This window comes from Sutterella wadsworthensis (assembly GCF_003315195.1).
In the GTDB taxonomy this organism is placed as follows: domain Bacteria; phylum Pseudomonadota; class Gammaproteobacteria; order Burkholderiales; family Burkholderiaceae_F; genus Sutterella; species Sutterella wadsworthensis.
This window is the reverse complement of sequence record NZ_QNRV01000016.1, coordinates 1-25,494: the sequence shown is the minus strand read 5'-3', so window position 1 is coordinate 25,494 and position 25,494 is coordinate 1. Positions and strand designations below refer to the sequence as shown.

General features: G+C 53.8%; 19 protein-coding genes and 1 pseudogene. 10 read left to right on the top strand and 10 right to left on the bottom strand.

What is annotated here, in order from left to right; all coding sequences use genetic code 11:
* Window positions 1–161: 161 nt before the first annotated feature.
* Together tilS and DES29_RS07465 are read left to right on the top strand one after the other, a co-directional pair.
* Complete coding sequence (gene tilS / locus DES29_RS07470) at window positions 162–2,270, top strand: tRNA lysidine(34) synthetase TilS (protein ID WP_016474030.1); 2,109 nt, start codon at window positions 162–164, stop codon at window positions 2,268–2,270.
* A gap of 10 nt (window positions 2,271–2,280) precedes the next feature.
* Window positions 2,281–5,799, top strand: a complete 3,519-nt coding sequence (locus DES29_RS07465; RefSeq protein WP_113854680.1) for a DEAD/DEAH box helicase — start codon at window positions 2,281–2,283, stop codon at window positions 5,797–5,799.
* A 78-nt stretch (window positions 5,800–5,877) separates the two neighbouring features.
* Here the strand turns inward: DES29_RS07465 and DES29_RS07460 are convergent, their stop codons facing one another.
* A complete protein-coding gene (locus DES29_RS07460) occupies window positions 5,878–6,078 on the bottom strand; it encodes a hypothetical protein (protein ID WP_016474032.1) in 201 nt (66 codons plus the stop codon).
* A 150-nt stretch (window positions 6,079–6,228) separates the two neighbouring features.
* Between DES29_RS07460 and DES29_RS07455 the strand changes: the two genes are divergently transcribed.
* Window positions 6,229–6,849 (top strand): hypothetical protein, encoded by a 621-nt coding sequence (locus tag DES29_RS07455; protein WP_016474033.1) that lies wholly within the window; start codon window positions 6,229–6,231, stop codon window positions 6,847–6,849.
* Between the two features lie 372 nt (window positions 6,850–7,221).
* The gene (gene ilvD / locus DES29_RS07450; protein ID WP_113854679.1) at window positions 7,222–8,886 is read left to right on the top strand and encodes a dihydroxy-acid dehydratase; all 1,665 of its coding nucleotides are present in this window, start codon (window positions 7,222–7,224) and stop codon (window positions 8,884–8,886) included.
* A 195-nt stretch (window positions 8,887–9,081) separates the two neighbouring features.
* Here the strand turns inward: ilvD and DES29_RS07445 are convergent, their stop codons facing one another.
* The 8 genes from DES29_RS07445 to DES29_RS07410 form a co-directional block, all read right to left on the bottom strand.
* A complete protein-coding gene (locus DES29_RS07445; RefSeq protein ID WP_016474035.1) occupies window positions 9,082–9,996 on the bottom strand; it encodes a CehA/McbA family metallohydrolase in 915 nt (304 codons plus the stop codon).
* Window positions 9,974–10,690 carry an HAD family hydrolase gene (locus DES29_RS07440; protein ID WP_236578829.1) on the bottom strand — a complete coding sequence of 239 codons (717 nt, stop codon included), beginning with the start codon at window positions 10,688–10,690 and terminating at the stop codon, window positions 9,974–9,976. The genes DES29_RS07445 and DES29_RS07440 overlap by 23 nt, the downstream gene beginning before the upstream one ends.
* Window positions 10,691–10,723: 33 nt before the next feature.
* Complete coding sequence (locus DES29_RS07435) at window positions 10,724–12,013, bottom strand: ABC transporter substrate-binding protein (protein WP_016474037.1); 1,290 nt, start codon at window positions 12,011–12,013, stop codon at window positions 10,724–10,726.
* A gap of 72 nt (window positions 12,014–12,085) precedes the next feature.
* Window positions 12,086–12,937: a carbohydrate ABC transporter permease gene (locus DES29_RS07430; protein WP_016474038.1), complete on the bottom strand. Its 852-nt coding sequence runs from the start codon at window positions 12,935–12,937 to the stop codon at window positions 12,086–12,088.
* A complete protein-coding gene (locus tag DES29_RS07425) occupies window positions 12,934–13,866 on the bottom strand; it encodes a carbohydrate ABC transporter permease (RefSeq protein ID WP_005429953.1) in 933 nt (310 codons plus the stop codon). Before DES29_RS07425 ends, DES29_RS07430 begins: the two co-directional genes overlap by 4 nt.
* Window positions 13,863–15,032: an ABC transporter ATP-binding protein gene (locus DES29_RS07420; protein ID WP_005429954.1), complete on the bottom strand. Its 1,170-nt coding sequence runs from the start codon at window positions 15,030–15,032 to the stop codon at window positions 13,863–13,865. The genes DES29_RS07425 and DES29_RS07420 overlap by 4 nt, the downstream gene beginning before the upstream one ends.
* A 542-nt stretch (window positions 15,033–15,574) precedes the next feature.
* On the bottom strand, window positions 15,575–16,546 hold the full coding sequence (locus DES29_RS07415; RefSeq protein WP_021995583.1) for an AEC family transporter: 972 nt from the start codon (window positions 16,544–16,546) through the stop codon (window positions 15,575–15,577).
* A gap of 218 nt (window positions 16,547–16,764) precedes the next feature.
* Window positions 16,765–17,982: a Bcr/CflA family efflux MFS transporter gene (locus DES29_RS07410; protein ID WP_113854677.1), complete on the bottom strand. Its 1,218-nt coding sequence runs from the start codon at window positions 17,980–17,982 to the stop codon at window positions 16,765–16,767.
* Window positions 17,983–18,177: 195 nt separating this feature from the next.
* Between DES29_RS07410 and slmA the strand changes: the two genes are divergently transcribed.
* Window positions 18,178–18,837: a nucleoid occlusion factor SlmA gene (gene slmA, locus DES29_RS07405; protein ID WP_021995582.1), complete on the top strand. Its 660-nt coding sequence runs from the start codon at window positions 18,178–18,180 to the stop codon at window positions 18,835–18,837.
* A 27-nt stretch (window positions 18,838–18,864) separates the two neighbouring features.
* Window positions 18,865–19,485 (top strand): LysE family translocator, encoded by a 621-nt coding sequence (locus tag DES29_RS07400; protein ID WP_016474042.1) that lies wholly within the window; start codon window positions 18,865–18,867, stop codon window positions 19,483–19,485.
* Between the two features lie 100 nt (window positions 19,486–19,585).
* Here DES29_RS07400 and ppsR read toward each other — a convergent pair whose 3' ends face one another.
* Window positions 19,586–20,431, bottom strand: coding sequence for a posphoenolpyruvate synthetase regulatory kinase/phosphorylase PpsR (ppsR, locus tag DES29_RS07395; RefSeq protein ID WP_005429965.1), 846 nt, complete (start codon window positions 20,429–20,431; stop codon window positions 19,586–19,588).
* Between the two features lie 215 nt (window positions 20,432–20,646).
* Here ppsR and ppsA point away from each other — a divergent pair, with 215 nt between their 5' ends.
* The 4 genes and pseudogenes from ppsA to DES29_RS07375 all read left to right on the top strand — a co-directional run.
* A complete protein-coding gene (gene ppsA / locus DES29_RS07390; RefSeq protein WP_005429967.1) occupies window positions 20,647–23,019 on the top strand; it encodes a phosphoenolpyruvate synthase in 2,373 nt (790 codons plus the stop codon).
* A 257-nt stretch (window positions 23,020–23,276) separates the two neighbouring features.
* Window positions 23,277–23,711 carry an NfeD family protein gene (locus DES29_RS07385; RefSeq protein WP_005429969.1) on the top strand — a complete coding sequence of 145 codons (435 nt, stop codon included), beginning with the start codon at window positions 23,277–23,279 and terminating at the stop codon, window positions 23,709–23,711.
* A gap of 44 nt (window positions 23,712–23,755) precedes the next feature.
* A complete protein-coding gene (locus DES29_RS07380) occupies window positions 23,756–24,724 on the top strand; it encodes an SPFH domain-containing protein (protein WP_005429971.1) in 969 nt (322 codons plus the stop codon).
* A gap of 222 nt (window positions 24,725–24,946) precedes the next feature.
* Window positions 24,947–25,494: pseudogene (locus DES29_RS07375) on the top strand (IS1634 family transposase); the annotation flags it as partial.

The window sequence follows — 25,494 nt, the reverse complement described above, 5'->3', positions numbered from 1 at the left end:
GCTGCAGGGCGGTCGACGACTGTGACCGTATGACAGAAACGGCTTAGGTATTTTGGTGCCCAAGCCGTTTTTTGTCCTTATTGAAAAGGGCGGATCGACGTGCCGCAGTATGGTGAGCCGCTAGAATCAATACATTGCAACTCCAACAGACATTCAAAGCTATGAGCAAAGAAGACGTGCAGAAGAAGGCATCGGCGGCTGAGGCTGTTTTGACGCTGGAAGCTGTGTCAACGGTAAAGGGACTTGTCGGTCCCGCCGTGAAGCCGAAAAAACGTGCTGCGGCCAAAGAGACGTCTTCTTCAGCGAAGCGTTCCGGAGAGAGTGAAAAAACGGCGCCGAAAGCCAAGCGCCGGACCAGTTCTGCAAGTACGCGTCCGCGCCGGCAAGGCATTCGAGCCGATGCGCTCATACGTGCTCGTGATCGTCAGGCGCAAGAATCTTCACTTCAGGAAGGCGCACAAGCGCTTGAAGCGTTTGACGATGCGTATCCGCTGCCGATATTTGAAGCGGATGCAGACCCGGAGGCTCCGCGCACGGGGCCCGCTAAATTGCCTGATCTGCCTTTAATTGAGCAGCTCGAAGCCGAAGCGCTTCTCAATCGTCCAAAGCAGACGAAGAAAAAGCGGCCGCCGACGGCGGGTACTGCGCTCGCACAGCGTTTGAGCGGACTGGTAAAAAGTGCGCTCACGGAGGCGTCGGATCATCTGCTTGGACGCTCGAGCCCGGAATTCATGCTGGTGCCGCTGAATCCCGTCCGCGTGATTGTTGCCCTTTCGGGCGGGCGCGACTCTATGGCTCTCCTGGATGTTGCAGCCCGCATTGCGGCGGATCGCCGGCAGCAGCTGATTGCTGAACTTCGAGCCGTGTACGTGCATCATGGCCTGGAGCGAGAAGCTGATGCCTGGGAGGAGCACTGCCGCAGGGAGTGCGAGAAACGAGGCGTCATTTTTGAAGCAGTGCGCGTACGCGTCCAGCGATCGGGAGACGGTATTGAAGCTGCTGCCCGAGATGTTCGCTACCGCGCGCTCGCGCAGTACGCACTCAAATCGGGCTGCAGCATCATCATGACGGCTCACCATGAAGACGACCGTATTGAAACATTTTTGCTGCAGTGGATGCGCGGTGCGGGGCTCGAAGGCCTGGCAGCGTTTCCGGAAGTGCGCGAATTGGCTGCGCCTTCCATGGAGGACGCCAAAGCAGTACAGGCTCGTAAGCAGGTATTCCTGCTGCGGCCGTGGTCAGGTGTGCTGCGCCGAGATATTGAGCGCTATGTGAAGAATCGACGCATCCCTTATGTTGATGATCCTTCGAATAACAGTCCGAAATACGATCGCAACCGCGTTCGCAGTGAAATCATTCCGCGGCTCGAAGCCATTCGTCCTGGATTCAGCGCGAGTGCGGCACGCTCGGTTGGTTTGATCGGAGAGGCGCTTGAGGTCCTCAAAAGTGTTGCGCGTTCGGATCTTGAGGCCTGCCGTTCGGAAACCATGCCGCACGGTCTTTCGGTTTACCGGCTGCTTGAGCTCATCCCGGCTCGTCAGGCTTGGTGTCTTCGCGCGTGGATTGCTGCGGAAGGACTTCGTCCGCTTTCAAAAGCGCGGCTGGATGATCTGCTGCGTCAGGTTCGAGAAACACATTCGGATGCAACCTTTTCCTTCCACGTGCAGCGCAAGGAAATCCGCCGCTGGGGTTCAGACATCATTGTGCGGGATGCCGTAACCCGGCGCCTGGGGGTCGAGCGCGACGCTGCGCTTAGTCCGAGCGAAGGCGCGCATGAGATCGCGCTTCCGCAGTGGGGCGGCGTCATTGAAATGGTGCCTTGCATGGGAGATGAGGACGGTATTGCTCGCTCACGGGTGACTGCACCGGAAGCAAAGCTCGAGGTTCGTGCTGCCGTGGGCGCTGTGAAGCTCAAACTCTGGGCGCTGCGTCCGGGAAAGGCTTTGAAGGATCTCTATGCCCAGGCGGGTATTCCGGCCTATGTGCGCGTCGATATGCCCAAACTCTGGCTCAACAATGAACTTCTTTTTGCGGCTGGACTCGGCATGGATGTTCGTTTTGCGGATGATCCGGCCAAGTACCCTGATCGGGTGAAGTTTCTCTGGCGCCCGGATCGATCGCTCTGGGATGCTCGTCCGATGCCCAATTATGCGGAGCTGCCTGAGGCGGAGCGCCGGCTGCGTGAAGCGCGTGTGCGTGAGGCGGCCAAATCCTCGCTCAAACTTCGAGAATCCATAGCACGCGAACGTTCAGCCGAAAAGAACCGCTAAGGGTGTATTGATGCTTTCTCGCGCAGAGCAGATTGACGTTCTTCGTTATTGGGAGGAGATTGAACTGCTTACACCGCCCGACTATCGGGTCGTGGAGAACGAGCGTCTTTTAGTCTGCGAGTGGAAGAGCGGCCGTCCTGCAGGCCGCGAAGCTGAAGCGATTGCGAAGTGGCAGAAGGAACGCTGGCAAGAACCCTTCGAGTATCCCGAACGCGCCCCTCGAGGCGTGGTGACGGACACGATGCCCGTTTTTATGGTTTATGTCGGCATTCTGCCCAAAGGGGATGTCTATCGGCGGCTCATTGATGAGATGAAAGCCTTTGCAGCATTTTCTGCCGGCCACAGCGGAACTGCTGCATCTGCTGCGAAAACGGCTCCGTCGGGTTGGAACGAAGAGTGGATCGCCAGTTCGGCTGAAGGCGGTTCATATCTGCGCGGATCGACGCTCTTAGCTGCTTTCATGCTCAATCCGTGGGGAAAGTACATCGATGAAAGCATTCATGTTGCGGGCTACGTAGGAGCGCTCGAATATCTGCGGTCAATGCGCACAGCAGTCTGCAGAGAAGACGCTCCGCCGATGGACTTCATCACCGGCGCTCAGATGAGCTGTGCGAAGCTTGCCAGGCAGGTCGAAAACAACATTGCCCAGACCCTTCGCCAGGCTGCTGGCGTACCGGGTGCGTTCCTTAATGCGGAACGCTTTAAAAGTGATGCTGCTCCTGGGGAGGTCGCTAATAAAGGTGAGCAAAGACGCGGGGAGAGCGATTGGATTCGTCTGACGGATCCGCATGAGGAAGCTGAGCCGGTGCCGGAAGGATTGATTGCCGAGATTGGCCGTTTCTTAATTCTGGCGGCAGGATTCCCCGAGAATTCGATCGTAACGGTTTCGGCGGCTGTGCGTTTTTGTCGTCCGAGTGAGCGCAGACTCCCTGACGGTTCGGTTTTTATGGAGAGTTTCTACCTCCATGATATCCGTCAGGCGCACTCGGAATTAGAGCAGGCTGGCGTAAAGCCTTTCGGGGCTCCGGACTTTGTTCGTTATGCTGCTCACTTGCAGGCGTCGTCAGAGAAGGTCGGTGAAGAAGGGCTGCCCTCAAAAAACACCAACGTTGAGACCGTCGACGAAGAGGCTGCTGCGCCGCCGGAATCTGAAGCTTTTGCCGCACCCATCGGGGCGCCGTTGGCGCGGCTTCTGGCATGCGCTGCGGACGAGAAGCTCCCGCGGATTGATCTGCTCAAAGAGCCGTTTGTCGTGGCGGATTTGGCCTCTCCTAGGTCGCTTGCGTCAGGACGGTGGCCCACCAATGCCGCTCATCATCTCTATCTCTGTCAGCAGGCGGCAATGGCGGGTATTCTGCGCATGGGGCCAAATTCTGCGCAAGGCTTCGGACCGCTGGTCTCTGTTAACGGACCGCCGGGAACCGGCAAGAGCTGGCTGGTGCGTGACCTTGTCGCGGAGATTGTTGTTCGCCGCGCACGTAAGATCGCCGGGAAAAACTATTCTCGAGAGGTCTTTGATGATCAGCAAAGCGTGACTTTTAATCTGCCGGGCGGCCGATCGGAAACCTTCACGCCTTTTGCGCGTGATGTGATCAAGGACAGCTTCATTCTGGTGGCTTCAAACAACAACGCCGCCATCCGCAACATCACCGACGCACTGCCGCGAAGCTATACCCGTCGCCCTAATGTGACTGACGACCGATCGGCTGCGGGACGTCCTGCCTATACCTACTGGCGGGATTGCGCACTTGGGGTGTTTGCTCATGCTGCGGGCATTGCGTCGGGAAAAAAGAACAGTCAGAAAGGCGCTGAAGCCGCCGTCAAACGCTTGTCGGCCGATGCCGAACGATCGCTCCAAGAGATGCGAAATGACATGCTTGGCCGCATCAATCGTCCGGAAATGGTTTGGGGACTTGTCTCAGCGACGCTTGGAAGCCGACGCAACTGTCAATTGATTGCCCGTTCAGTTTTAGGGGTTGGCGGCCGAAATATTTTTGGTTCGCAAATACAAAATCAAATTGACGATTGGGTGCGTGAATGCGAGTTCCGGCATGAGCTGCCCGAGGATGTCTGGATGCGCGCACGTGAAGCGTTTCTCGAGTTGGACTGTCGGGTCGAAGAACGTCGGCAGCGAATGACAGAGCGGCTCTCTCGTATGGCGCCGCCCCTAGCTTTTCAAAAGCCATTGAGTGAAGATCCTCAGCAGCATAAGAGTTCGCTCTGGGTGGACGAGGAATTTGAAAATCTTCGTTCAGAACTTTTTGAAGCGGCGCTGACGCTTCATGCTGCGACTTTGGGGGCACAGTCCGATTGGGCTAAAAAGGGTTTTCGAGCCGTTGGTGTTTACCTGACCGAAAATGCGCCGTCCTTCACCGCGGGAAGCGGCATCGATATATTTGAATTTCTCAGTTTTCTCATCCCAGTGCTGTCGACGACTCTGGCGAGCACCTCACGGCTGCTCGCCCATGTGAACCCCGGCGAGATCGCCTGGGTCATCATTGACGAAGCCAGTCAAGCCTCAGCGCAGTCTGCCGTAGGACTGCTCAATCGCGCCGAGCGGGCGGTTGTTTTGGGTGATCCGCGGCAGCTCATGCCCGTGGTGAGCATGCCGCAGCCATTAGACGCATTTCTGCGCAGCCGCTATCCATCGGTCGACCGTCTCTGGTCCCCGCATGTCAGTTCACTGCAGTCTCTGGCTGATCAAACCATGGAAGTCGGGGCGCTTATTCATGATCCGGTTGCCGAGAGCGACGTTTGGACGGGATTGCCGCTTCGTACCCATCGGCGCTGTCAAAGTCCCATGTTCGAGATCGCCAATACACTTTCCTACGGCGGCCAAATGGTGCAGATGACACCTCGTTCGGACGACGGAACATTGGTGACGAGCTGCTGGATCGATATCCTCGGTCATTCCTATGAGCCGCCTGCACGGCGCAATGCCCGCGGACGAGCAGTGACGTCAGTGCGCGGCGATCCGAAGGTGATCCGTGAGGAAATGGCCTGGCTGAGGCACTGCATTCTACGTCTGAAGGACAATGTGAAGTTTTTCGGACGGCGCGTGTACATCCTTTCTCCGTTTCGCAGCGTTGCCGATGCAGCGGCCCGCATTCTGCGCGAAATCGGCGTGACGGGGGCTAATGGGCTCACCGCAGTCGGTCAAAAAGTCGAAATACGTGCCGGTACCGTTCATGCGTTTCAGGGACAGGAAGCCGATATTGTGTTTCTTGTCCTTGGATCTGTTCCGGGTATTCGCGGCCATGCTCAGCGCAGATGGGCGGCTTTGCCGGCCAATCTTATCAATGTGGCGGTGACGCGTGCCAAAAGCGGTCTGGTCGTCGTAGGTGATTGGGGCGAATGGACCTTGGAGCGGACGTTTGCCATCATGGCCGAATCACTTGAACGCCGACCGGTCACAGTTGCGCCCAATGCAATCGTTTTCCGAGCTGACCAAAATGCAACTCAGTCAGCAGCACAAAAGTCGCTTTTTGATTCAGAAAAATCAGCAGAACCTCAAAAACGCGAAGAATAACTTTGGCCAAAAGGAAAAGCCGCTGACTCTCAAAAGCCGCGGCTTTGCACTTTCGCTGAATGCTGTTTCGCGGGTGTATCACCCGAAAATCTTCATCCAAAGCCAGCCGGGAACGCCCCAAATGATGAGGAAGATGATCGCCATGGCGAGGAGCTGCACGATATGGCTCTTTGAGAAAGAAAGAACGATCGGGCCGATATTGTCCCAAACCTTGAAAAGAAGAATGAAGGAGACCACCGCCCAGACGATGGCGAACACGATGGTGAAGAACGTGAACATGCTGTTGAGGCTCCTGAGAAGACCGGCTGAAAGCTGCACACTATGGCTGCAGCTGACGGAGAGAAGCCGGCCGACGATTAGAATTTATTGCTCAATTATCTTAAGCTGCAGCCATTATGTGCGGCTTATTTCTTCTCTGGAGAGCTCTTTATGCCGCAGTACGACCTGATTGTGCCTTCGGGCGAGGCCGTTCTTGTTGATCGCGCTACCGGTGTTCGTCTTCGTCTTTCGGCCGAATCCGGACCGCTCCGACTGGGCTCGGTGACGCTCGACTTTGCCGTTGAACCCAAAGGACTGAATGCGTCTTCAGGCCAGCCCGGCGAAGCGGCCGGCGCTCAAACTGCCCCATTATCCGTGCCGACAGTCAGTCAGGATTACGGCCAGACGGCATCGGATCCGACGCTTGCCGCGTTTGAGCGAATGCAGAGACTGCCTCCGGGGTTTGGTGCTAATCCCGCAGAGGCTTTTGGCGAGGGGCCGATACCAACTCCTGCGAGTCATTCCCCTGTTCGCGTATTGGATGCGCCTTTGGAAGGTCTGACACGCGATGAATTTGAAGAAACGCTTGCAGCGTTGGTCCGGCGTCGCGATGACGTGGAGCGGGAGACGGAATTTTTGCGGGAAATTGAGGCTGATCCGCTCGACATCGATGATTTAAAAACAGAGCTCAGCAAGATTGATCAGCAGTTCTCAGCCGTTTCCAAACGTTTTTCAGATTGGGAGCGACTGCAAAAAAGAATCGATGAAGAACATGCCGCGGATACTTTTTAATCTGCTGCTCTGGTGAGGATTTGGATTCGAAACGCTGTTGCACGAAACTGATGCGCATTTTCACCATGATGGTGCTGTAAATATGAACAAAAACTATTAATTGATTTGTTTGATAGTTATTATCAATTGTTTTCAATCAAAACTTCTAGCGCCTCCTTGCTAGGGTGTTACGGAAAAATGCTTGAAAACTAAGCATTTTTGTTTATTAAGTTAGGGATAACACTGAAAAGTTGCGTTTATTGTCGACTTGTACTCTTTAAAGACGCGTCGCCGACGAACCCCAGCAGTACTGATGCTTTTGATTTCGGTGCTGTTCGTCGAATTCGACGCTGAGTGCATTTGGCATCACGATATCGAGCAGGAGAAAGCACCGTGAGAAGCGCACCTTTGAAGGACGGCGTCAACGCCGCACCGCAGCGAGCTCTTTTAAAAGCTTTAGGTCTTTGCGACGACGAGATTGGGCGTCCATTGATCGGTGTTGTGAGTTCGAAGAACGATATTGTTCCGGGCCACGTGAATCTTGACAAGATTGTTGATGCGGTGAAGCAAGGCGTAGCGCTCGGAGGCGGCGTGCCAATCGTTTTTCCAGCAATTGCCGTCTGCGACGGATTGGCAATGGGACACGTCGGCATGAAATATTCCCTCGTTTCTCGGGAATTGATTGCTGATTCGACGGAGGCGATGTCAATCGCACATCCTTTCGACGGTCTTGTGCTGGTGGCTGCGTGCGATAAGAATGTCCCCGGACTTTTGATGGCTGCTGCACGACTCAACGTTCCTTCAATTGTTGTGAGCGGCGGTGCGATGCTTGCAGGTCATTTTGAAGGCCGCAAAGTGTCCTATTCCGACATTTCTGAAGGCGTGAGTCGTTTCCGCACAAATCGCATCACGCCCGAACAGTTTCTTGATCTTGAGAACAATGCCTGTCCGACCTGCGGGTCTTGTTCAGGTATGTTCACAGCGAATTCCATGAACTGCCTCACGGAGGTTCTGGGACTGGCGCCGCCCGGCAATGGCACCATTCCCGCCGTTCATTCGGCACGCCTGCGTCTGGCCAAAGAGACGGGCTTAAAGATTATGGAACTCGTGCGAAGGGACCTGAAGCCGCGAGATATCATGACGCGCAAAGCTTTTGAGAATGCTCTGGCCATCGATATGGCGCTCGGATGTTCGACGAATTCCATGCTGCATCTGCCTGCAATTGCGCATGAATGCGGAATCGACCTCGATCTGTCCGTCGCCAATGAGATCAGCAGCCGTACGCCGAATCTCTGCCATCTTGCGCCTGCGGGCCATCACTATATTGAAGAGCTTGATGAGGCGGGCGGCATCCGAGCGGTCATGGCAGAAATCGCCAAACTCGGTTTCCTGCATACAGATTGTCTGACGGTCACCGGTAAGACCGTTGGCGAAAATATTGCCGGAGCAAAGATTAAGAACGAAGAAATCATCCACACCATCGAGCGGCCGGTTTCCAAGGAAGGCGGCATTGCGGTGCTTAAAGGCAATTTGGCGCCGGAAGGTTCCGTTGTCAAGCGCTCTGCAGTAGCCGCTGAAATGATGCATCATAAGGGGCCTGCGCGGGTTTTCGACTGCGAAGAAGATGCGCTCAGTGCTATTTACGGCGGGAAGATCAAGGCCGGAGAGGTTGTTGTCATTCGTTATGAAGGTCCTCGCGGAGGACCCGGCATGCGCGAGATGCTTAATCCCACTTCGGCGATTATGGGCTCAGGCTTAGGCAGTTCGGTGGCGCTGATCACGGACGGAAGATTCTCGGGCGCAACGCGCGGTGCAGCCATCGGTCACGTCTCGCCTGAGGCAGCCGTTGGCGGTCCAATTGCGCTTCTTGAGGAGGGTGATTTGATTGAAATCGATATCCCTGCAAACCGCATTTTGGTTGACGTTTCCGATGAAGAGCTGGCCCGCCGTCGTGCAGCCTGGAAACCTCGGACGCCGCGTGTTACGACAGGTTATTTGGCACGTTACGCCAAACAGGTGAGTTCCGGCTGCACTGGCGCAGTATTGCGACCGCTTTAAAAAGCAGCAGAGTTAACCCAGAAGAAAAAACGGCCGACATCGGAGCTTCGCCATACCAATGTCGGCCGTTTCCTGCCTCGTCGGGCAGGACTCGAAAAGACTGATCAATCAATCGTGTGCTGGGTGCGTTAAATGTTTTCACCAGAAATCACTTGATGGAATAATCGATCACCTTTCGAAAGGTTTTGACAGCATTTATTGAGCTTCGATGTCTTCAAACCAATAGGGATTGGACCATGCGTGCCGCCCGTCGCGTGCTGTCACGATGACGCGGAACCAAGGGCTGTCAAAGTCAGAAAGATCAATTTCAGTGTGCGTTATGTTGACGCCTGTTTTAAAGGCATTGGTATAACCTTGACCGTTTACTAGAATGGTGGATGCGGCGCTTGTATGCATGACGAGCTTTCGTCCGTTCAGAGCCATATGCTTGATTTCCGGGCCTTCAGACGAATAGAAAGCGCCGCGCTTCAACGCGGAGAGGATGGCTGCCTGCGAGCGCTCTAAGCTTTTCACCATGACCCATGCGAGCGCAAAGTCAGGCAGATGTCCGTGCATATCGTCAACTGCCGTGCAAAGCAGGTGGCGGCCTCGATCGAGCAGGCCGTCCAAAAGATAAGCGCCGTCGCCGCGGCTGTGCATGATTTGACAGCCGGCATTCCATACCTCAACGGCGTGTGCACAGGTTATCGTTTCTGCATCTTCGAGTGTTAGCTGATACCAGCTTGGATGCACGATACTGACAAAGGCACCGGCATCCGCCGCGCGTTGAGCATACTGTGCCGGTGTTTCGTCTGTCATGGGCGGCTGAAAGTTCCCGGGCAGCCCATTAGCCGTCAAGTGCCAGAGCTTTCCATAAGAAGTAGCCATGATGTGGAGTTCCGCAGAGGGAATCGTCAGAAACACGTCATCGTTAAAGACCGACAAATCGGTGATGGGATAGTTGAATTCGGGACGAAAATGATCAGTTACGCAGATGAAGTCGTAGCCTTCGGCTTTATAGCGGGCTGCGACTTGTTCAGGCGGAACCTCACCGTCCGAATTCGTGCTGTGGCAGTGAAGAGAACCACGAAGCCATTGGCCGGCCTCATTAAAGGGAAGCAGTATTGTCATTTGTGCAGGATTGAAATTTGCCGCAAAGTCCAAGTTTCAGCAGAAGTTCATCGAAGCTGGAGATCAGGTCTTGAGCGCCAGCGGCCATCTGCGCGGTTTCCCATGGTTTTCCCAGTCGGTTGGTGCCGATAAATCCGAGTGAACGAATGCCGGCTGCTGAAGCGCCTTCAATGCCGGAAGGACTGTCGTCAATCACTAATGCCTCAGTTGGTTTAAAGCCCATTCGGGCTGCGGCATAGAGGTGAAGATCGGGCGCCGGTTTGCCGTGAGCGACATCTTCAGCGCTGAAGATGTTGTTGCCGAAAAAAGCTCTAAGATCTGTGACGGCAAAGGTGTGCTCAAGACGTTGATGGCCGCTGTTGGAGGCTACGCAGAGTGCAATGCCCGCTTCGCGGAGTTTGTGAAGTGCAGCAAGGAGACCAGGCGTTGTGTGCAGTTTTTCGCGGTACAGCTCCCAAAGAATGTCGTCCTTTTTTTGCATGCAACCATCGATATCCGTCACCCCAAATTCATGCGTTAAAACGTCGCGCATATACGCAGCGCTTTTGCCAGTGAAACGCTTCATGGCTTGCGCAGAGGAAAGCATTTTGGTGCCGAAAATTTGCACGGCTGCAGCATCCGCTTCACAAGCAAGCGGTTCACTGTCGACGAGGACGCCGTCACAGTCGAGAATTAAAAGTTTCGGCCAGGACATAGGCAAAGCGGGCATTGTTGTGGCTTTCAATTTTTAAAAGAGGGATTCCGTGGCAGAAACGATCTGTCTCACACCTTCTTCCGGCGTGATGCTGCCGCGCATCACGAGGCCAATGATGTCCCGCTGCTTCGTCCAAATGCGGAATCCGTTGTTGCCGGTATATCCTTGCCATCCCATCGCAAAAGGAATTTGTTTAATCGGCGTGTACCAGAGCGGATTTTTTTTGTAGAAATCCCCCAGATATTCCGGCTTTTCAGCCAGTTTGTTGGTCGGCATGTACCCGGACCCCAAAACGGCTATTTTCTGTCCTTCTGGCCCGCAGGCGAATTTGAGATATTCCCAAGCGGCACGCTGCTTGATCGGATCTTTAGTCAAGATCATGCCGCCATTGCCGCCCGTCGGGAGCCGGCCGTGATCTTTGTTCATACGCGGATAAATCTGGCATCCGAGCTTGAACTTGCTGCCGACAAGATCCGTAAAGGCACGGGCTGCGTTGGGTGAGGAGGCAATAATGCCAATTTTTCCGGCGACGAATTGCTGTCTGGATTGTTCATAGTCGCGCATCGTCATACCGCCTTCGGTCACAATGCGGCGGCACAGACGCATGGCGTTGAGACCAAAGTCATTGTTGAAGCCGCAGTGCTTGCCGTCCTTGTCCATGAGGCTTCCGCCTTGTTCAAGGATGAGCGTCTGCCAGAGCCAATCGTCAGGCCATACTTCAACATCGAAAGAAATACCGTCCGCATTACCCAACTTTTTAATGGCACTGCCCAAACGAATGATTTCTTCCCATTCAGTCGGGAAATTGTCCGGATCGCCGCCGGCAGCCTTCACGAGATCGGCGTTATAGAAGAACACCGGCGTGGATGCGGCAAATGGGAGTGCGTAGAGCCGACCGTCCACCGTACCGATGTCGATCATGCTTTGATAATAATTTTCTTGCGCCCACGCATCGCCTTCCGCTTTAAAGAGGTCGGTGACATCACAGATGGCGTTGCGTTTTTTTAACTGGCGGACGGCCTCTTCGAAGTAGATCCAGGCAGAGTGATAAATGTCGGGCAGCTTATTGGTGATGGCTGCACGAAGAATGCTTTGATGAGCTTCGGGATAGTTGGCCGGTGAAGCACGGAAGCGGATGCGGATTTTAGGATTCTTAGCAGTGAAGGCTTCCGCTACCTGACGAAAGTAGGCGTCCTGGCCAGGCATCGCATGAAGAAGTTCGAGCTCAACGGGAGACTCTGGTTCCCAGGCCATGGCCGGACAAGCCGTGGTAACCGCCAAAGAAGTCATGAGTTGAAGCATCTGACGACGATTGAATGGCATTTTGTATTCCTTGAAATGCGGACATCGAAAATGTCCAAAAACGGGTTGTGAATGAGTGTGCGGCCAGGCGTTTTACTTGATGCCCGACTGCGTAACGCTTTCCATAAAATGCCGCTGCATCACGGCGAAGAAGAGCACAACTGGGATCACCATGACAGTGGCAGCCGCCATTAACGCACCGAAATTGGTGCCTGTTTCAGGATCGGAAAACTGCGCCATGCCCAGCGGCGGAGTCACCATGTCGGGACTCGTCACTACGATGAGCGGCCAATAAAGGTCATTCCAGTGCGCAACAAAGGAGAAGACGGCAAAGGCGGCTATCTGCGGCTTGATGCTCGGGGTCGCGACCCGCCAGAGAATTTCCCACTCCTTCATGCCGTCCAGACGTGCAGCGAGCACGATGTCGTCTGGAAATGTCTTGAAGGCCTGACGAAAGAGAAAGATTGCAAAGACCGACAAAAAGAACGGAAACATCAAGGCGAAGAATGTGTCAAGCAGATCAAAGGTCGCCAGTGCGATAAAAAGCGGAATGGCCGGTGCTTGGATGGGGACGGCAAGTCCTAATAAAACGATTAAAAACAATAACTTTTTGCCGCGAAAGTCATAACGGGCTAATGCCCAGCCTGTTGGAATGGCTACCAAAAGTTGGCAGGTGAGAACGCCGAAGCAGACAATCAAGCCATTTCGCATGAAGGTGAAGATCGGTGCTTTTGATACGGCGGCAAGATAGTTTTCAGTGCCGTTCCAAACTTGCGGGAGCCAGTGAAACACGCTTGTAAAGACTTCATTGGGTGTTTTAAAGGAAGTGATGACCATCCAATAAAATGGAAACAGGGTGATAAAGGCTGCAATGAGGAGCAGCGCGTGGATAATGAGCTGCTGGGGAGATGCCGGACTTTGTCGGCTTAGAAGCATCTTCATCATTTGTAATACACCCGCTTTTCTGAAATTCGTGCTTGGATCCAGGATGCAGCAACGATGATCACGAGGAAGACCACAGTCATTGCCGCGGCGCCGGCAGTATTTAGGTTTTCAAAACCTTCGCGATAAGTTGCATAGAGAAGAACGTCTGTAGCGCCTTGAGGTCCGCCCTTGGTCAGCACGGCGACGGCATCAAAAAGCTTGAAAGCCGTAATTGAGCTCGTGGTGACGACAAAGAGCATGGTGGGTGAAAGGAGCGGCAGTGTTACGGTAAAGAGGCGTCGCCAGAAGGAATCTGCTCCGTCAAGTGTGGCGGCGTCTTGAATCTCCGAAGGAATCGCGGTCAGACCGGCTAAAAAAAGCACCATGTTGAAGCCGGCGAGTTGCCAAACACCGATGATGGCAAGCGAAAACATGCTCCATTCAGGACTTGAAAAGAAAGGGATGCCTGCAAAACCGAGCCAGCGCAGAAAGAGGTTGATGGGACCGATTGCGTCGTGAAGAAGATATTTCCAAACGATGGCCATGGCGACCAAGGTGGAAGCAACAGGCAGAAAGAAGAGCGCTCGATAGACACGACTGCCGATTTTGACCTGATTGACCAATAGAGCGAGCATGAGTCCGACAAAGACCGAGGCAGGGACTGTCAGTACGGCATACAGAACGGTGTTTTTTAATGCTCGCAGGAAGTCGTCTCCAAGAACCAACGTGGAGTAGTTCTCCAATCCCACCCAGCGGACTTCTGTGTTGCCTAACTGATAGTCTGTGAAACTCATCACAATCACAATCGTGATGGGCGCAATCAGTGTCAATACGATTAACGCCCACGCCGGCAGCGTGAAAGTCTTTGCCGCAGCATCAGGCCGCCAGAAACGAAGTCTGCGCGGAGCGTCTTGAATGTGCATTTTTTCGGCTGTAAGCACAGTGCTCATGCGGCCTCCTGCATACCGTTCAGACGGGAGACAATGCGCTCACCTTGCTCATCAAACACCAATACGCCCGAAGACGCAGCTTCCAGCAGGATGGGCTTGTTCCAAGAGCTGCTTTCTTTGCGCAGTTGATAAGTCTGTTTGGCAGATGCTCGGGCAACAAACGGATATGACCTTCCATCGACTGCGGTTTCACCGTAGAGCAGAACATCTTCGCCGAGCGTTTCTTCTCGATGCACTGTCAGTTGAATGAGCGGTCCGTCTGCATCAACATCTGCGGTGTGCACTCGCTGTGCACGGATACCGATTGTGACGGTACTATCCGGAGAAGCGATACGCAGAGCGGTTGCCTGACCATTGAAAATCAAACGACCGCTTCTCACTAAAGCCGGCAGAAGATTTATTTCAGGACTGCCGATGAATTTAGCTACACGGATATTGTCCGGGCGTTCATAAAGTTCGTCGGGTGTGCCCAGCTGGATGATCTCGCCTTCCATCATGAGAGCGATTCGGTCTGAAAGCGTCATGGCTTCCGACTGATCATGTGTGACGTAGATGAAGGTGGCTCCCAGCCGTTGGTGCAGCTCGGCAATCTTGCCTCGCATATGGGTGCGCAGTCTGGCATCAAGATTTGAAAGCGGTTCATCCATCAAGAAAACACCGGGTCTGCGTACCATGGCTCGGGCAATGGCTACGCGTTGGCGTTGACCGCCTGAGAGCTGACTCGGCTTCATTTGAAGGTATGGTTCAAGTTCAACAAGTCTGGCTGCAGCTCTGACGCGATCCTCAATGGAGCGTCGTTTTTCGGCGCCGAACAAGCGGCCAATCAAAGGCGCACGCTCAAGCGAGGACAGTTCTGCCATATTGAGCGGTGTAGCGATGTTTTCCGCAACGCTCATATGCGGATAGAGCGCATAAGATTGAAACACCATTGCAACACCGCGTTCGCGAGGTGCAAGCTCGGAAACCTCTTTGTCATCGATCAGGACAGAGCCGCTGGTGAATTCTGTGAGGCCTGAGATAACCCGCAGCAGCGTGGATTTGCCGCAGCCGGAAGGTCCGACCAATGTGAGAAATTCACCCGGACGCACAGCAAGATCAATGGATTTGAGAATGGATTTACCGCCGACAACTTTTTTGAGTCGTTTGATGGTGACTGCACTGGGCATGCCTGAAAAGCCCCCTGTTTAGAAACAAGTCAAATGTACCTGTCGAGCTTTTCATTGCGATAAAGAATTGATTTCAATTCGGTGAAATCTGAATATTGAAAATCAAATCTGATGTAATAGATAAACAAAATTTCCTATAATTATTTGTTTATCAAGTTAATAGGTATTGATTGTGTATTCTTTTTTTACTGCACAAAAAAATAAATAATAAGCTGGAAGGCTGAAGTATGAAATAGATAAATTAATCAGTTCCGCCCTGATTTCGGTAAGGCTTAATATAATGATTTACTTGTATTTTTAAAGCCTAGAGTACTCTGGGAATCAATGGACGACATCCAATGTATGAGGGTGCTATAGAAGTTCTCATCTAGGATGTTTAATGAATACATTCCTAATACAGTAATAATGTTTGTTTTCATTTATACGAAATGAAAACGCCTTGCCAAGGAGTGTGCTTTTCTCTTTTGAGAGAGTCAGCTTAATTAAGCACAGGCGCTGGCGAATGAGGCTTATGTTAACTTGAAGCGCTGGTATTTTTTTGCTTAATAAATCGCTGTGAGAATCATCATCCAAATGGGCAGCGTTATGGCAGCTAATAACGTCGTTGATGCTACGCAGGTTGTTGCGTATTCGACATCTGCGTGATGATATTTTGCAAGGACTGCAATTTGTGTGATGCAGGGCAGTGCGGCCTGAATGACATACACCTTGGCATAAAGTTCAGGCAGTCCAACCGGCAAGAGCATCGTGAAGCTCAGACACATCAAAGGACTGATAACGAAGCGCCCGCACAATGCCACCATCAGATCTTTGGAGAATTCGATGTTGCGTATGCCGATGCGATAAATCATGAGGCCAATGAAGACCAATGCGAGCGGTGTAGTGATGCCGCCCATGTATTTCGCTGCGCTCATGATGGGCGCGGGCATATGCCAGTCGAGCAGAAGCAGAACAATCGCCAGCAGGAAGCCGCACAGCGGGGGCGAGAAGACCCGTTTGATGGTCGTCAGTGAAAAAACCTTGGGAATCTGCCGCTGATCATGCACCGCACCGTCAATGGACTCCATGTAGTTGCCCATCGTCCAGAAAAATGTCGTATTGGCAAAGAAATAAAGCAGTGTGGGAATCACCGCTTCTTCACCAAAAAGGGCAATGGAAACCGGCAGGCCGATGAACATGTTGTTCGAAGCGGTGTAGGCCGAGGAAAAAACACCGGAATGAACTCTTTCTATCCGGAAGATGTGTGCAGCAGCGCGGCTCGTGAAGAAGACGAGCCATATTGAGGCAAAGGGAATAATCATTGCACTCGCGAGCGACAGAAGTTCATCGTGGGTAAGTCGTTCGGATACGCTGGCAAAGAGATAGCAGGGCAACGAAAGAAAGGTTACCAAGCGGGCAATGAGCTGCTGAGAATTCTGGTCGTACCAACCGCGAGAGGCGGTGTAGTAACCAGCCCCAGCAAGGAGCGACATCGTCAACACGCAGCCAAGTGAATTGAGGAAGGCTTCAAGCATGAGGTTTTTGTAATTGAATGCTGTCGAGAACGTGAAATCAGTAAAGTTTAAAACGCTGCTTATCTGGGATTTTGAACTATTTAAATGAAATGCGCTGTCGGCAGGTCTGCTGTAGGACAGAGTGCTTAGATTGACAGATATCGTTGATACAGTAAGGCGCCTGCGACTCTTCATCGGTCGAGCAGGCGCCAGGCTGTTTGACGGTTGGTATTTTGTGTTTAAAGCTTAAGCTCAACACCCCGAATAAGCTTCATACGGCGGTTGAGCCAGAACGAAATCAAAACGAGCAGTACGCCGCAGACAACGAAGATGATGCTTGCGGTTCTCGTTACTTCACCGATTGCGGTGAGCGGCGCGACAAGACCGCCGCCCACAAATCCCACTGAACCAATGACCGCAGCTGCAAAGCCGGCGCGCTGACGGTGCAGCGTAAGAGCAGCCGTCATTGCGGCAGGAAGCGTAAGCCCAAGGAATGCCATCAAAAGGAAGTAGAAGGGAAGAACGGCCCAAAGCGAAAGATTTGTGATGAAGCAAACGGCCACAAAGACTGCACAGACCAGCATGCCGACAGCGCCGACACCGAGCGCTTTCAAGGGGTCAATGCGCGAGCTGATGACTGCGCCGGCAGTAATGCCGAGTGCCAGGAGACCGAATGTAAGACCATAGAGTTCGGGCGAAAGATCAAAGTGACCCCGGAAAATAAAGGGCGACGAAGAAATATGTCCGAAGAGAATGCCTGAAGCAAGGAGCTGCTGAAACACGATGCCGCAAAACACAGGATCCGCAATGAGTTTGGCAGAACTTTCACGGATGCTTTCGCGCTGAGTACCGTTGCTTGAACGTTCGACACTGTTAATTCGCGAGCGCGGGAGCGTCTCAACGAAAACAAACAGTGTGATGAAGGCGAGCACTACACCCGTGCCAAAGAGAATCCAAAAAATGCCGCGCCAGCCGGCAGCATCCGCAATCAATGCGCCAAGCATCGGTGCAGTGATCGGTGCAATGCCTTGAATGGCCCCCATCACGCCCATAAAGCTTCCAAGCTCTCGCCCTGTGTAGCGGTCTGCGGCAATGGAGCGTGAAAGTACGATTGCGCCGGCTGCTCCGAGGCTTTCAAAGAAACGCATAACGAGAAAAACATGTATTTCAGTGGCAGCTGCAGCCACTGCCGTCGTGACGGCAAAAAGAACCAGACACCAAAAAAGCGGTTTTTTGCGGCCTCGGCGGTCGGAAATCGGTCCGACCAGCAGCTGACCAGCAGCGAGTCCCCACATGATGTTCGACAGCCCAAGCTGAACCATGGCCGGGGAGGTGTGGAAATCCGTTGTTTGCTCCGGAAGCGTCGGCAGATAGAAGTCTGTTACGAAGGGCCCGAAGGCGGCGAGCGTGGCAAGGAAGAGCAGCAAAAAAACGCGACTGTTCGATGAAGTAGTCATTTGTTAGCCGGCAAAATTTATGAGGAAGGATGCTATTCTAGGGTAAATTCGGATTGAATACATCGACAATTTGCTACTGTTTTTGAATTGTTGACGAGTTCGTACCGTGAAGAAGGTGGCGTCGATTGGCAGACCATCATCGGTTTGCGCTAAAGTTCCGTCCACTCATCCCTCTAAAATTTCATAAATAAGAAGATGCCCGTTCTTGAACCCGCTCAAGTCGCTCCCGTGAAGGAGGTTGGCGAAGACCCAGTCACTCTGCGCGTGCCTCGTTCCGGACGAGCTGTCGGCAGCCGCCGCAAAGACATTTTGCAGACGCTTGCAAAGCTGCTCGAGGATCCCCAATGTGATCGCATTACGACGGCGCTGATTGCCAAGAAGCTCAAGTTTTCGGAAGCCGCGCTTTACCGCAGCTTCCCGTCGAAAGGCGCCATGTTCGATGCGCTGATTGGCTTTATCGAGTCGAGTCTGCTCGATCTCTTTGCGCAGATCCGTGACGATGATGCGCTCACGCAGATTGGGCGCGTGCAGATGATGGTGTCTGTAATGCTCGACTTTTCCGATGCCAATCCTGGTCTGACGCGCGTAATGACGGGACAGGTTCTGATGAAAGAGGATCCGAAGCTCACCGAACGTATGACGCATCTTTACGACAAGCTTGAAATGGGGCTGCGCCAAACGCTTCGAGAGGCGGTGCTCGCTCAAGAGGTGCCCGCCAATTTTGACAGTTCTGCCCGCGCCGGACTGCTGATGAATTGGGTGCTCGGACGCTGGCTGCGCTTTGTGATGACGAGTTTTGCTGTTCGCCCGAATGGCGTGAGCGCGGCGGGACTGGATCCGTTTTTGAAACCTTGATTGTGACGAAGAGCGGAGAATCTGGCGATGGCGTTCTCTCTTTGGCTGGCTTTCTTTGGTGCCAGTTTGCTGCTGGCGATTGCGCCGGGTCCCGATAATCTCTTCGTGCTGATGCAGTCGGCCGTCTTCGGGGTTCGTGCCGGCATGATTGTTGTCCTTGGCCTAGCAACAGGGCTGCTCTTGCAGACGCTTGCGGCTGCGTTGGGGATTGCTGCAGTGGTGGCGGCGGTTCCGGCACTCTTCTGGGCCATCAAGTGTTTAGGGGCGGCTTATTTGCTCTGGCTTGCGTGGCAGGCTTGGACTCACGCCAAGGATGCGGCGCGCGGTCATGATGCGGTGAAGCTCTCCGGACTGGCGCTTTGGCGCCGCGGTGTAGTAATGAACATTACTAACCCGAAAGTTCAGATCTTTTTTCTTGCCTTTTTCCCGCAGTTTGTACCCGCTGGCGTGACAGGCTGGCCGCTTGTGCTGCAGATGGTGATTCAGGGGGTAACCTTTATTTTTGCCACCATTATTGTTTTTGGTGCTATTGCTTGGGGTGCAGGTGCGCTGGCAGATCGGCTCCGCAGCGCCAGGTTTCAAGAAATACTCAACCGAACCTCAGCCGTTATTTTCGTTGGGCTGGCAGGGTTTACGCTTCTCTCATAAAAGCGTGCCGCAGGCCGCAAATAAAAAATCCGCCGGAATGAATGCTCGGCGGATTTTTTATATTGCATGCGGTGTGGAGCAGTTGCGGCGAGCTCCAGTCTTAAGCTTTGCGCTTGTCCAGACCCAGTTCAGACATGATGGTCGCAGAGATTTCTTCAATCGATTTTGTCGTTGAGTTGAGCCAGCGAATGCCTTCACGATGCATGAGATCTTCGGCGTCGTGAATCTCCTGCTGGCAATTGGGCAGGCTCGCATAACGGCTGCCCGGGCGTCGTTCATTGCGGATTTCGGAAAGTCGTTCGGGCGCGATGGAAAGACCAAAAAGTTTGCTGCGCAGCGGCAGAAGCGCTTCAGGCAGTGTTCCGCGGTCGAAATCTTCCGGAATGAGCGGATAGTTTGCAACCTTGATGCCGAACTGCATGGCAAGAAAGAGCGATGTCGGTGTTTTGCCGGAACGGGAGACGCCGACAAGAATCACATCCGCTTCATCCAGGCCGCGGTTGGTTTGCCCGTCGTCGTGCTGCAGCGTGTAGTCGATTGCCGCAATGCGTCGCTGATACTTCTCATCATCGCGAATGCGGTGCGTCTGTCCGATGCTGTGTTCACTCTTCATGCCGAGTTCCGTTTCCAGCGGACCGACGAACTTGCGGAAGAGGTCGATGATATGGCCGGAGACCAATTCGTTGAACGTACGCATGATGTCGGGCTCAACGAAAGTGGTGAAGATGATCGGGCGCAGGCCTTCCTCGCGTTCAACGGCGTTGATGCGGCGGGCCGTGTCGACAGCTTTTTCGACAGAGTTAACGAACGGGATGCGCGTTTGGTGGTAGTGCAGGTCAGGGAACTGCGTGAGGATGGAGTGCGCGAGCGTTTCCGCCGTAATGGCGGTGCCGTCGCTCACGATGAAGATCTGTCGGGTCTTCTTGGCCTTTTCCGTGTCAGTCATGTCAAACCTGAATGAAATGGGCGATTTTCTAAAAGCGCCGAAATTTTAACCTTCAAACAGCGTAATCGTGCGGCTGAAGCTGTTGTTTAGAAAAAACGATATTTGTGTGACTACCAAGCCGGGCGCAAGCCCGAGTAGAATGCGCATGTTTTCTAAACAAGCGCCCGCCAAAGAGAGCAAGAAGGACTTGTTCAGCGGGTGATCAGAGGATAAAAATGGTACAGGGTCGTTACGTATTCCCTTTCAGTCAGCTTCGCATGACGGATGTTGACCGCGTCGGCGGCAAGAACGCCTCTTTGGGCGAGCTTCTCAGCCAGCTTACGAGCGCGGGCATTCGTGTTCCGGACGGTTTTGCCACCACGGCAGAAGCCTTCCGTCTCTTCCTGAAGGAAGGCGGTCTTGAAGACCGTATTCACGCGCGTCTTGCAAAGCTTGATGTTGACGACGTTAAGGCCCTGGCCGCTGCCGGTGCTGAGATCCGCGGTTGGATTGAAAGTGCGCCGTTCCCCGCCGAGCTGGAAAAGGAAATTCGCGAGTTCTACGAATGGCTGCGTGAAGGCCGTGATATTTCAGTAGCCGTACGATCCTCTGCCACAGCTGAAGACCTTCCGGACGCTTCCTTTGCCGGCCAGCAAGAAACGGTTCTTAATGTGGTCGGTATTGATGCCGTCCTGCATCACATGAAGGAAGTCTTCGCGTCGCTCTATAACGACCGCGCCATTTCCTACCGTGTTCATAAAGGCTTTACGCACGCTGAAGTGGCGCTTTCTGCCGGCGTGCAGCGCATGTGCCGTTCCGACAAGGGCGCTGCCGGCGTGATGTTCACGCTCGATACCGAATCGGGCTTCGACCAGGTGGTCTTCATCACCGCATCCTACGGCCTCGGCGAAACCGTCGTGCAGGGCGCTGTCAATCCCGATGAGTTCTATGTCTTTAAGCCCACGCTTGATGCCGGCAAGTTCCCGATCATCCGCAAGACGCTTGGTTCCAAACTGATCCGCATGGAGTTTGAAACGGATGCCTCCGTCGGCCGCACGGTTCGTACCGTGGATGTGGATCCGGAAGATCGCCGCCGTTTCGCCATTACCGACGAAGACGTGATCGAACTCGCCAAATTTGCCCGCATCATCGAGAAGCACTACGGCCGCCCGATGGATATCGAATGGGGCAAGGACGGCACCGACGGCAAGATCTACATTCTTCAGGCTCGTCCGGAAACTGTTAAGAGCCAGCAGAAGTCCGTGGAAGTTCAGACGAAATACTCGCTTGGCTCCAAAGGCCGCCTGCTCGTTCAGGGGCGTGCTATCGGACAAAAGATTGGTCAGGGCGTCGTGCGCATTGTGCAGAGCGCCTCAGAAATGGATCGTGTCCTTGAGGGCGACGTCCTTGTAACGGACATGACGGATCCCAACTGGGAACCGGTGATGAAGCGCGCCAGCGCTATCGTGACGAATCGCGGCGGACGTACCTGCCATGCCGCCATCATCGCTCGTGAACTCGGTATCCCGGCTGTCGTTGGATGCGGTGATGCCACTGAACGCCTGATGGAAGGCGACAAGGTTACGGTTTCCTGCGCTGAAGGCGATACGGGCAATATCTACGAAGGCCTTCTTGAGGTCAAGACGGAACAGGTTGTGCGCGGCGCTTTGCCTGAGATCCCCGTCAAGATCATGATGAACGTCGGCAACCCGCAGCTTGCCTTTGACTTCCAGTCCATTCCGAATCAGGGTGTGGGTCTTGCTCGTCTGGAATTCATCATCAACAACAACATCGGCATCCACCCGAAGGTGGTGCTTGAATACCCGAATGTCCCGGGTGAGCTTCGCGATGCCGTTGAACGCCTTTCTGCGGGCTATCCGTCGGCCAAGGCATTTTTCGAGCGCAAGATCGCTGAAGGCGTGGCTACGATCGCTGCAGCCTTCTATCCGAAGAAGGTCATTGTTCGTCTTTCAGACTTCAAGTCCAACGAATACCGTAAGCTCATCGGCGGCGCCAACTACGAACCGGTTGAAGAAAATCCGATGCTCGGCTTCCGCGGCGCTTCCCGCTACATTGCCAACTCCTTTGCGGAATGCTTCGCAATGGAATGCCGTGCAATGAAGTTTGTGCGCGATGAGATGGGGCTTACCAACGTCGAACTGATGATTCCGTTCGTGCGTACGGTTGAAGAAGCCCGCCGCGTCACGGAAATCATGGAGCAGCACGGTCTGAAGCGCGGCGTGAACGGACTGCGCCTCAACATGATGTGCGAAATCCCGAGCAATGCGCTTTTGGCCGAACAGTTCCTCGAATATTTCGACGGTTTCTCGATCGGTTCCAACGACATGACGCAGCTTGCATTGGGTCTTGACCGTGACTCCGGTCTCGTGGCTGCTACCTTTGACGAACGCAATCCGGCTGTGAAGGCGCTTCTCTCGATGGCTATTCGTGCCTGCCGTGCTCAGGGCAAGTACGTCGGCATCTGCGGTCAGGGACCTTCCGACCATGCGGATCTCGCCAAGTGGCTGATGGATGAAGGCATCGAGTCCATCTCGCTCAACCCCGATACAGTGGTGGATACTTGGCGTCGCCTGGCTCGCGGCTCATAATCGACGAGTGCCGCGCGCATTTTTGACTTGATCCGCCGGTTCCGGCCGGCGTACAGAGTCTATGAAATCCCTTGAATTTCATGAAGTTCAAGGGATTTTTCATATTTATACGATCCTGTGAAGAACGATCGGCAACGCGTGCTAGACTCGATTCCGTACATGCGGATAACGCTGAGCGATTTAACGCTGCAGCGTCGGTACGCTGTCTGGATGCCTCGTTTTAGGCATGTTTTTCGACAGACTTTTCTAAGACAAACATGTTTTCGGTTTCTCCTGCCATCGCCTGGCTCATCGCCGGCATCGCCGTTCTCGGAGCGGAGATTTTCCTCGGCACCGCTTATCTTTTGGTTGTTGCATTTGCTTTTGGAGCGACGGCGGCTGGAGCTGCCGTCGGTCTTGATTTCACCATGCAGCTTGTCGTCTGCGCAGCAGTGCTCGCTGGCGGGTGCCTTTCCGTCATCGCCGTGCGCCGGCGAAATGCAGGGAGAAAAGATCCGTCTGCCAAACTGCAGCACTTGGACAGCGGTCAATGGGTGACGGTGGATGTGGTGGGCAGCGACGGCCTTGCGGTTGTCCAATACCGCGGTGCACCGTGGGTTGCCCGGCCAGAGGGAAATGAGCCGCTTACGCCTGGCCGCTGGACTATCGCCCGAGTCGACGGCACGCAGCTCGTGCTCGGCCGCCGTTTCTAAGACAGATTTCGACATTTTTTCAGCACATCGTTTGGAGCAGTCTCATGCCCATTGAAATCACTGGATTTCTCATCCTTTCACTCATCATCGTGCTGGTCGCGGTCGTGTTTGCCAGTCAGGGCATCAAGGTTGTGCCGCAGCAGACCGCCTGGGTTGTAGAGCGCCTGGGCAAATTTCATGCCGTGCTGAGTCCAGGTCTTAACTTCATCATTCCTTTCATTGATCGTGTGGCTTATCGTCACTCGCTTAAAGAAATTCCGCTGGATACGCCGAGTCAGGTCTGTATTACGCGCGACAACACGCAGCTCACCGTGGACGGCGTGCTTTTCTTTCAGGTTACCGATCCGCAGCGGGCGAGCTACGGCACCTCGAACTACATTATTGCTGTCACTCAGCTTGCTCAGACAACGCTGCGCAGCGTGGTAGGCAAGATGGAGCTCGATAAAACTTTTGAGGAACGAGACTTAATCAATAAGTCGGTTGTTTCCGCGATTGACGAAGCGGCACTTAATTGGGGCGTCAAGGTACTGCGCTATGAGATCAAGGATTTGACTCCGCCGGCGGTGATTCTGCAGGCAATGCAGCAGCAAATTACGGCTGAACGTGAAAAGCGTGCCGTGGTAGCGGCATCTGAAGGCCGCAAGCTTGAGCAGATTAACCTCGCGACCGGTGCAAGAGAAGCAGCCATCGCACAGTCGGAGGGCGACAAGCAGGCTGAAATCAACAAAGCAGAAGGTCAGGCAGCTGCAACGCTCGCTATTGCTACGGCTACTGCCGAAGCACTTCGCCGCATTGCTGAAGCTACTCAGGCTCCGGGCGGCGCCACTGCGGTCAGCCTGCAGGTGGCCGAAAAGTATGTTGCAGCGTTCGGGGAGCTGGCCCGCACCAACAATACGCTGATCGTGCCGGGCAATATGGGTGATCTGTCGACCATGATCACTTCAGCAATGAAGATCGTCGATGGCGCCAAAAACGGTGCCGCTGCCTCGAGCGGATTGCCGTCGAAACCGTAATGACTTAAATTCCAATCCTTCAAATGACTAAAAGAGCCTCCGAGATGACTTGCATCCGGAACTCCCGGATAACAGATCCCGAACTCGTGTGATTAAGGTCAAGGATCGGATGTTTTGCTGAGCTAATCCCGTGAAAATGAACCAATAAGTTTTTACGGGATTTCTTTTTTCCGCTAAAATGCTACCTATGTTTTAAATAGGTATCTGTCAGCAGGATTGATGATGAAAAAGACTAGCGACAAGTGGTATTTCACCAAGGAAACCAATGCCAAGGGCTTGTGCTACATCTACGCCTATCAAACGCAGTGGGATCCGGTCGCCAAGAAATCAAAACGCTCAGCCCGCAAGTATGTCGGCCGCTTAGCAGCCGATTCAGTCGTCAATATCACCGCCAAATTTCGTTCTGAATTTCCTCAGTACGCCCAGGGAACCTTTTATTTCGGCCTGGATAAGACTCTGGTCGATGAGGCAGCCTACCGCCGAGATTTTCCGGATGCTCCCGGCCCCAAACCAGCGGCTGCCGAAATGGATACAGCTTTGTGGGATACCCGCAGCTTGGGGTTCACTTGGGCTTTGGAACAGCTGGCAGCGCAGTCACAGGTGCTCGAGCATCTGCGCGAGATCTTCAAAGAGGATGCCCGCAGCCTGCTCAATCTGGCGATCTACAAATTAGCTGGCGGCAACTCCATGGCTGCCATGGAGGATTGGCGGGCCAGTGTGTATTTGCCGCATGGTCCTGCTCTGAAGAGCCAGCGCATCAGCGAAGTATT

Excerpts from the sequence above, each read along its gene's own strand:
- ppsR (WP_005429965.1), bottom strand. The coding sequence starts at position 20,431 with ATGACTGACACGGAAAAGGCCAAGAAGACCCGACAGATCTTCATCGTG.
- DES29_RS07425 (WP_005429953.1), bottom strand. The coding sequence starts at position 13,866 with ATGAGCACTGTGCTTACAGCCGAAAAAATGCACATTCAAGACGCTCCG.
- DES29_RS07420 (WP_005429954.1), bottom strand. The coding sequence starts at position 15,032 with ATGCCCAGTGCAGTCACCATCAAACGACTCAAAAAAGTTGTCGGCGGT.
- DES29_RS07430 (WP_016474038.1), bottom strand. The coding sequence starts at position 12,937 with ATGATGAAGATGCTTCTAAGCCGACAAAGTCCGGCATCTCCCCAGCAG.
- DES29_RS07385 (WP_005429969.1), top strand. The coding sequence starts at position 23,277 with ATGTTTTCGGTTTCTCCTGCCATCGCCTGGCTCATCGCCGGCATCGCC.
- ppsA (WP_005429967.1), top strand. The coding sequence starts at position 20,647 with ATGGTACAGGGTCGTTACGTATTCCCTTTCAGTCAGCTTCGCATGACG.
- DES29_RS07415 (WP_021995583.1), bottom strand. The coding sequence starts at position 16,546 with ATGCTTGAAGCCTTCCTCAATTCACTTGGCTGCGTGTTGACGATGTCG.
- DES29_RS07445 (WP_016474035.1), bottom strand. The coding sequence starts at position 9,996 with ATGACAATACTGCTTCCCTTTAATGAGGCCGGCCAATGGCTTCGTGGT.
- DES29_RS07465 (WP_113854680.1), top strand. The coding sequence starts at position 2,281 with ATGCTTTCTCGCGCAGAGCAGATTGACGTTCTTCGTTATTGGGAGGAG.
- DES29_RS07455 (WP_016474033.1), top strand. The coding sequence starts at position 6,229 with ATGCCGCAGTACGACCTGATTGTGCCTTCGGGCGAGGCCGTTCTTGTT.
- DES29_RS07400 (WP_016474042.1), top strand. The coding sequence starts at position 18,865 with ATGGCGTTCTCTCTTTGGCTGGCTTTCTTTGGTGCCAGTTTGCTGCTG.
- slmA (WP_021995582.1), top strand. The coding sequence starts at position 18,178 with ATGCCCGTTCTTGAACCCGCTCAAGTCGCTCCCGTGAAGGAGGTTGGC.
- DES29_RS07435 (WP_016474037.1), bottom strand. The coding sequence starts at position 12,013 with ATGCCATTCAATCGTCGTCAGATGCTTCAACTCATGACTTCTTTGGCG.
- DES29_RS07410 (WP_113854677.1), bottom strand. The coding sequence starts at position 17,982 with ATGACTACTTCATCGAACAGTCGCGTTTTTTTGCTGCTCTTCCTTGCC.
- DES29_RS07440 (WP_236578829.1), bottom strand. The coding sequence starts at position 10,690 with ATGTCCTGGCCGAAACTTTTAATTCTCGACTGTGACGGCGTCCTCGTC.
- tilS (WP_016474030.1), top strand. The coding sequence starts at position 162 with ATGAGCAAAGAAGACGTGCAGAAGAAGGCATCGGCGGCTGAGGCTGTT.
- DES29_RS07460 (WP_016474032.1), bottom strand. The coding sequence starts at position 6,078 with ATGTTCACGTTCTTCACCATCGTGTTCGCCATCGTCTGGGCGGTGGTC.
- DES29_RS07380 (WP_005429971.1), top strand. The coding sequence starts at position 23,756 with ATGCCCATTGAAATCACTGGATTTCTCATCCTTTCACTCATCATCGTG.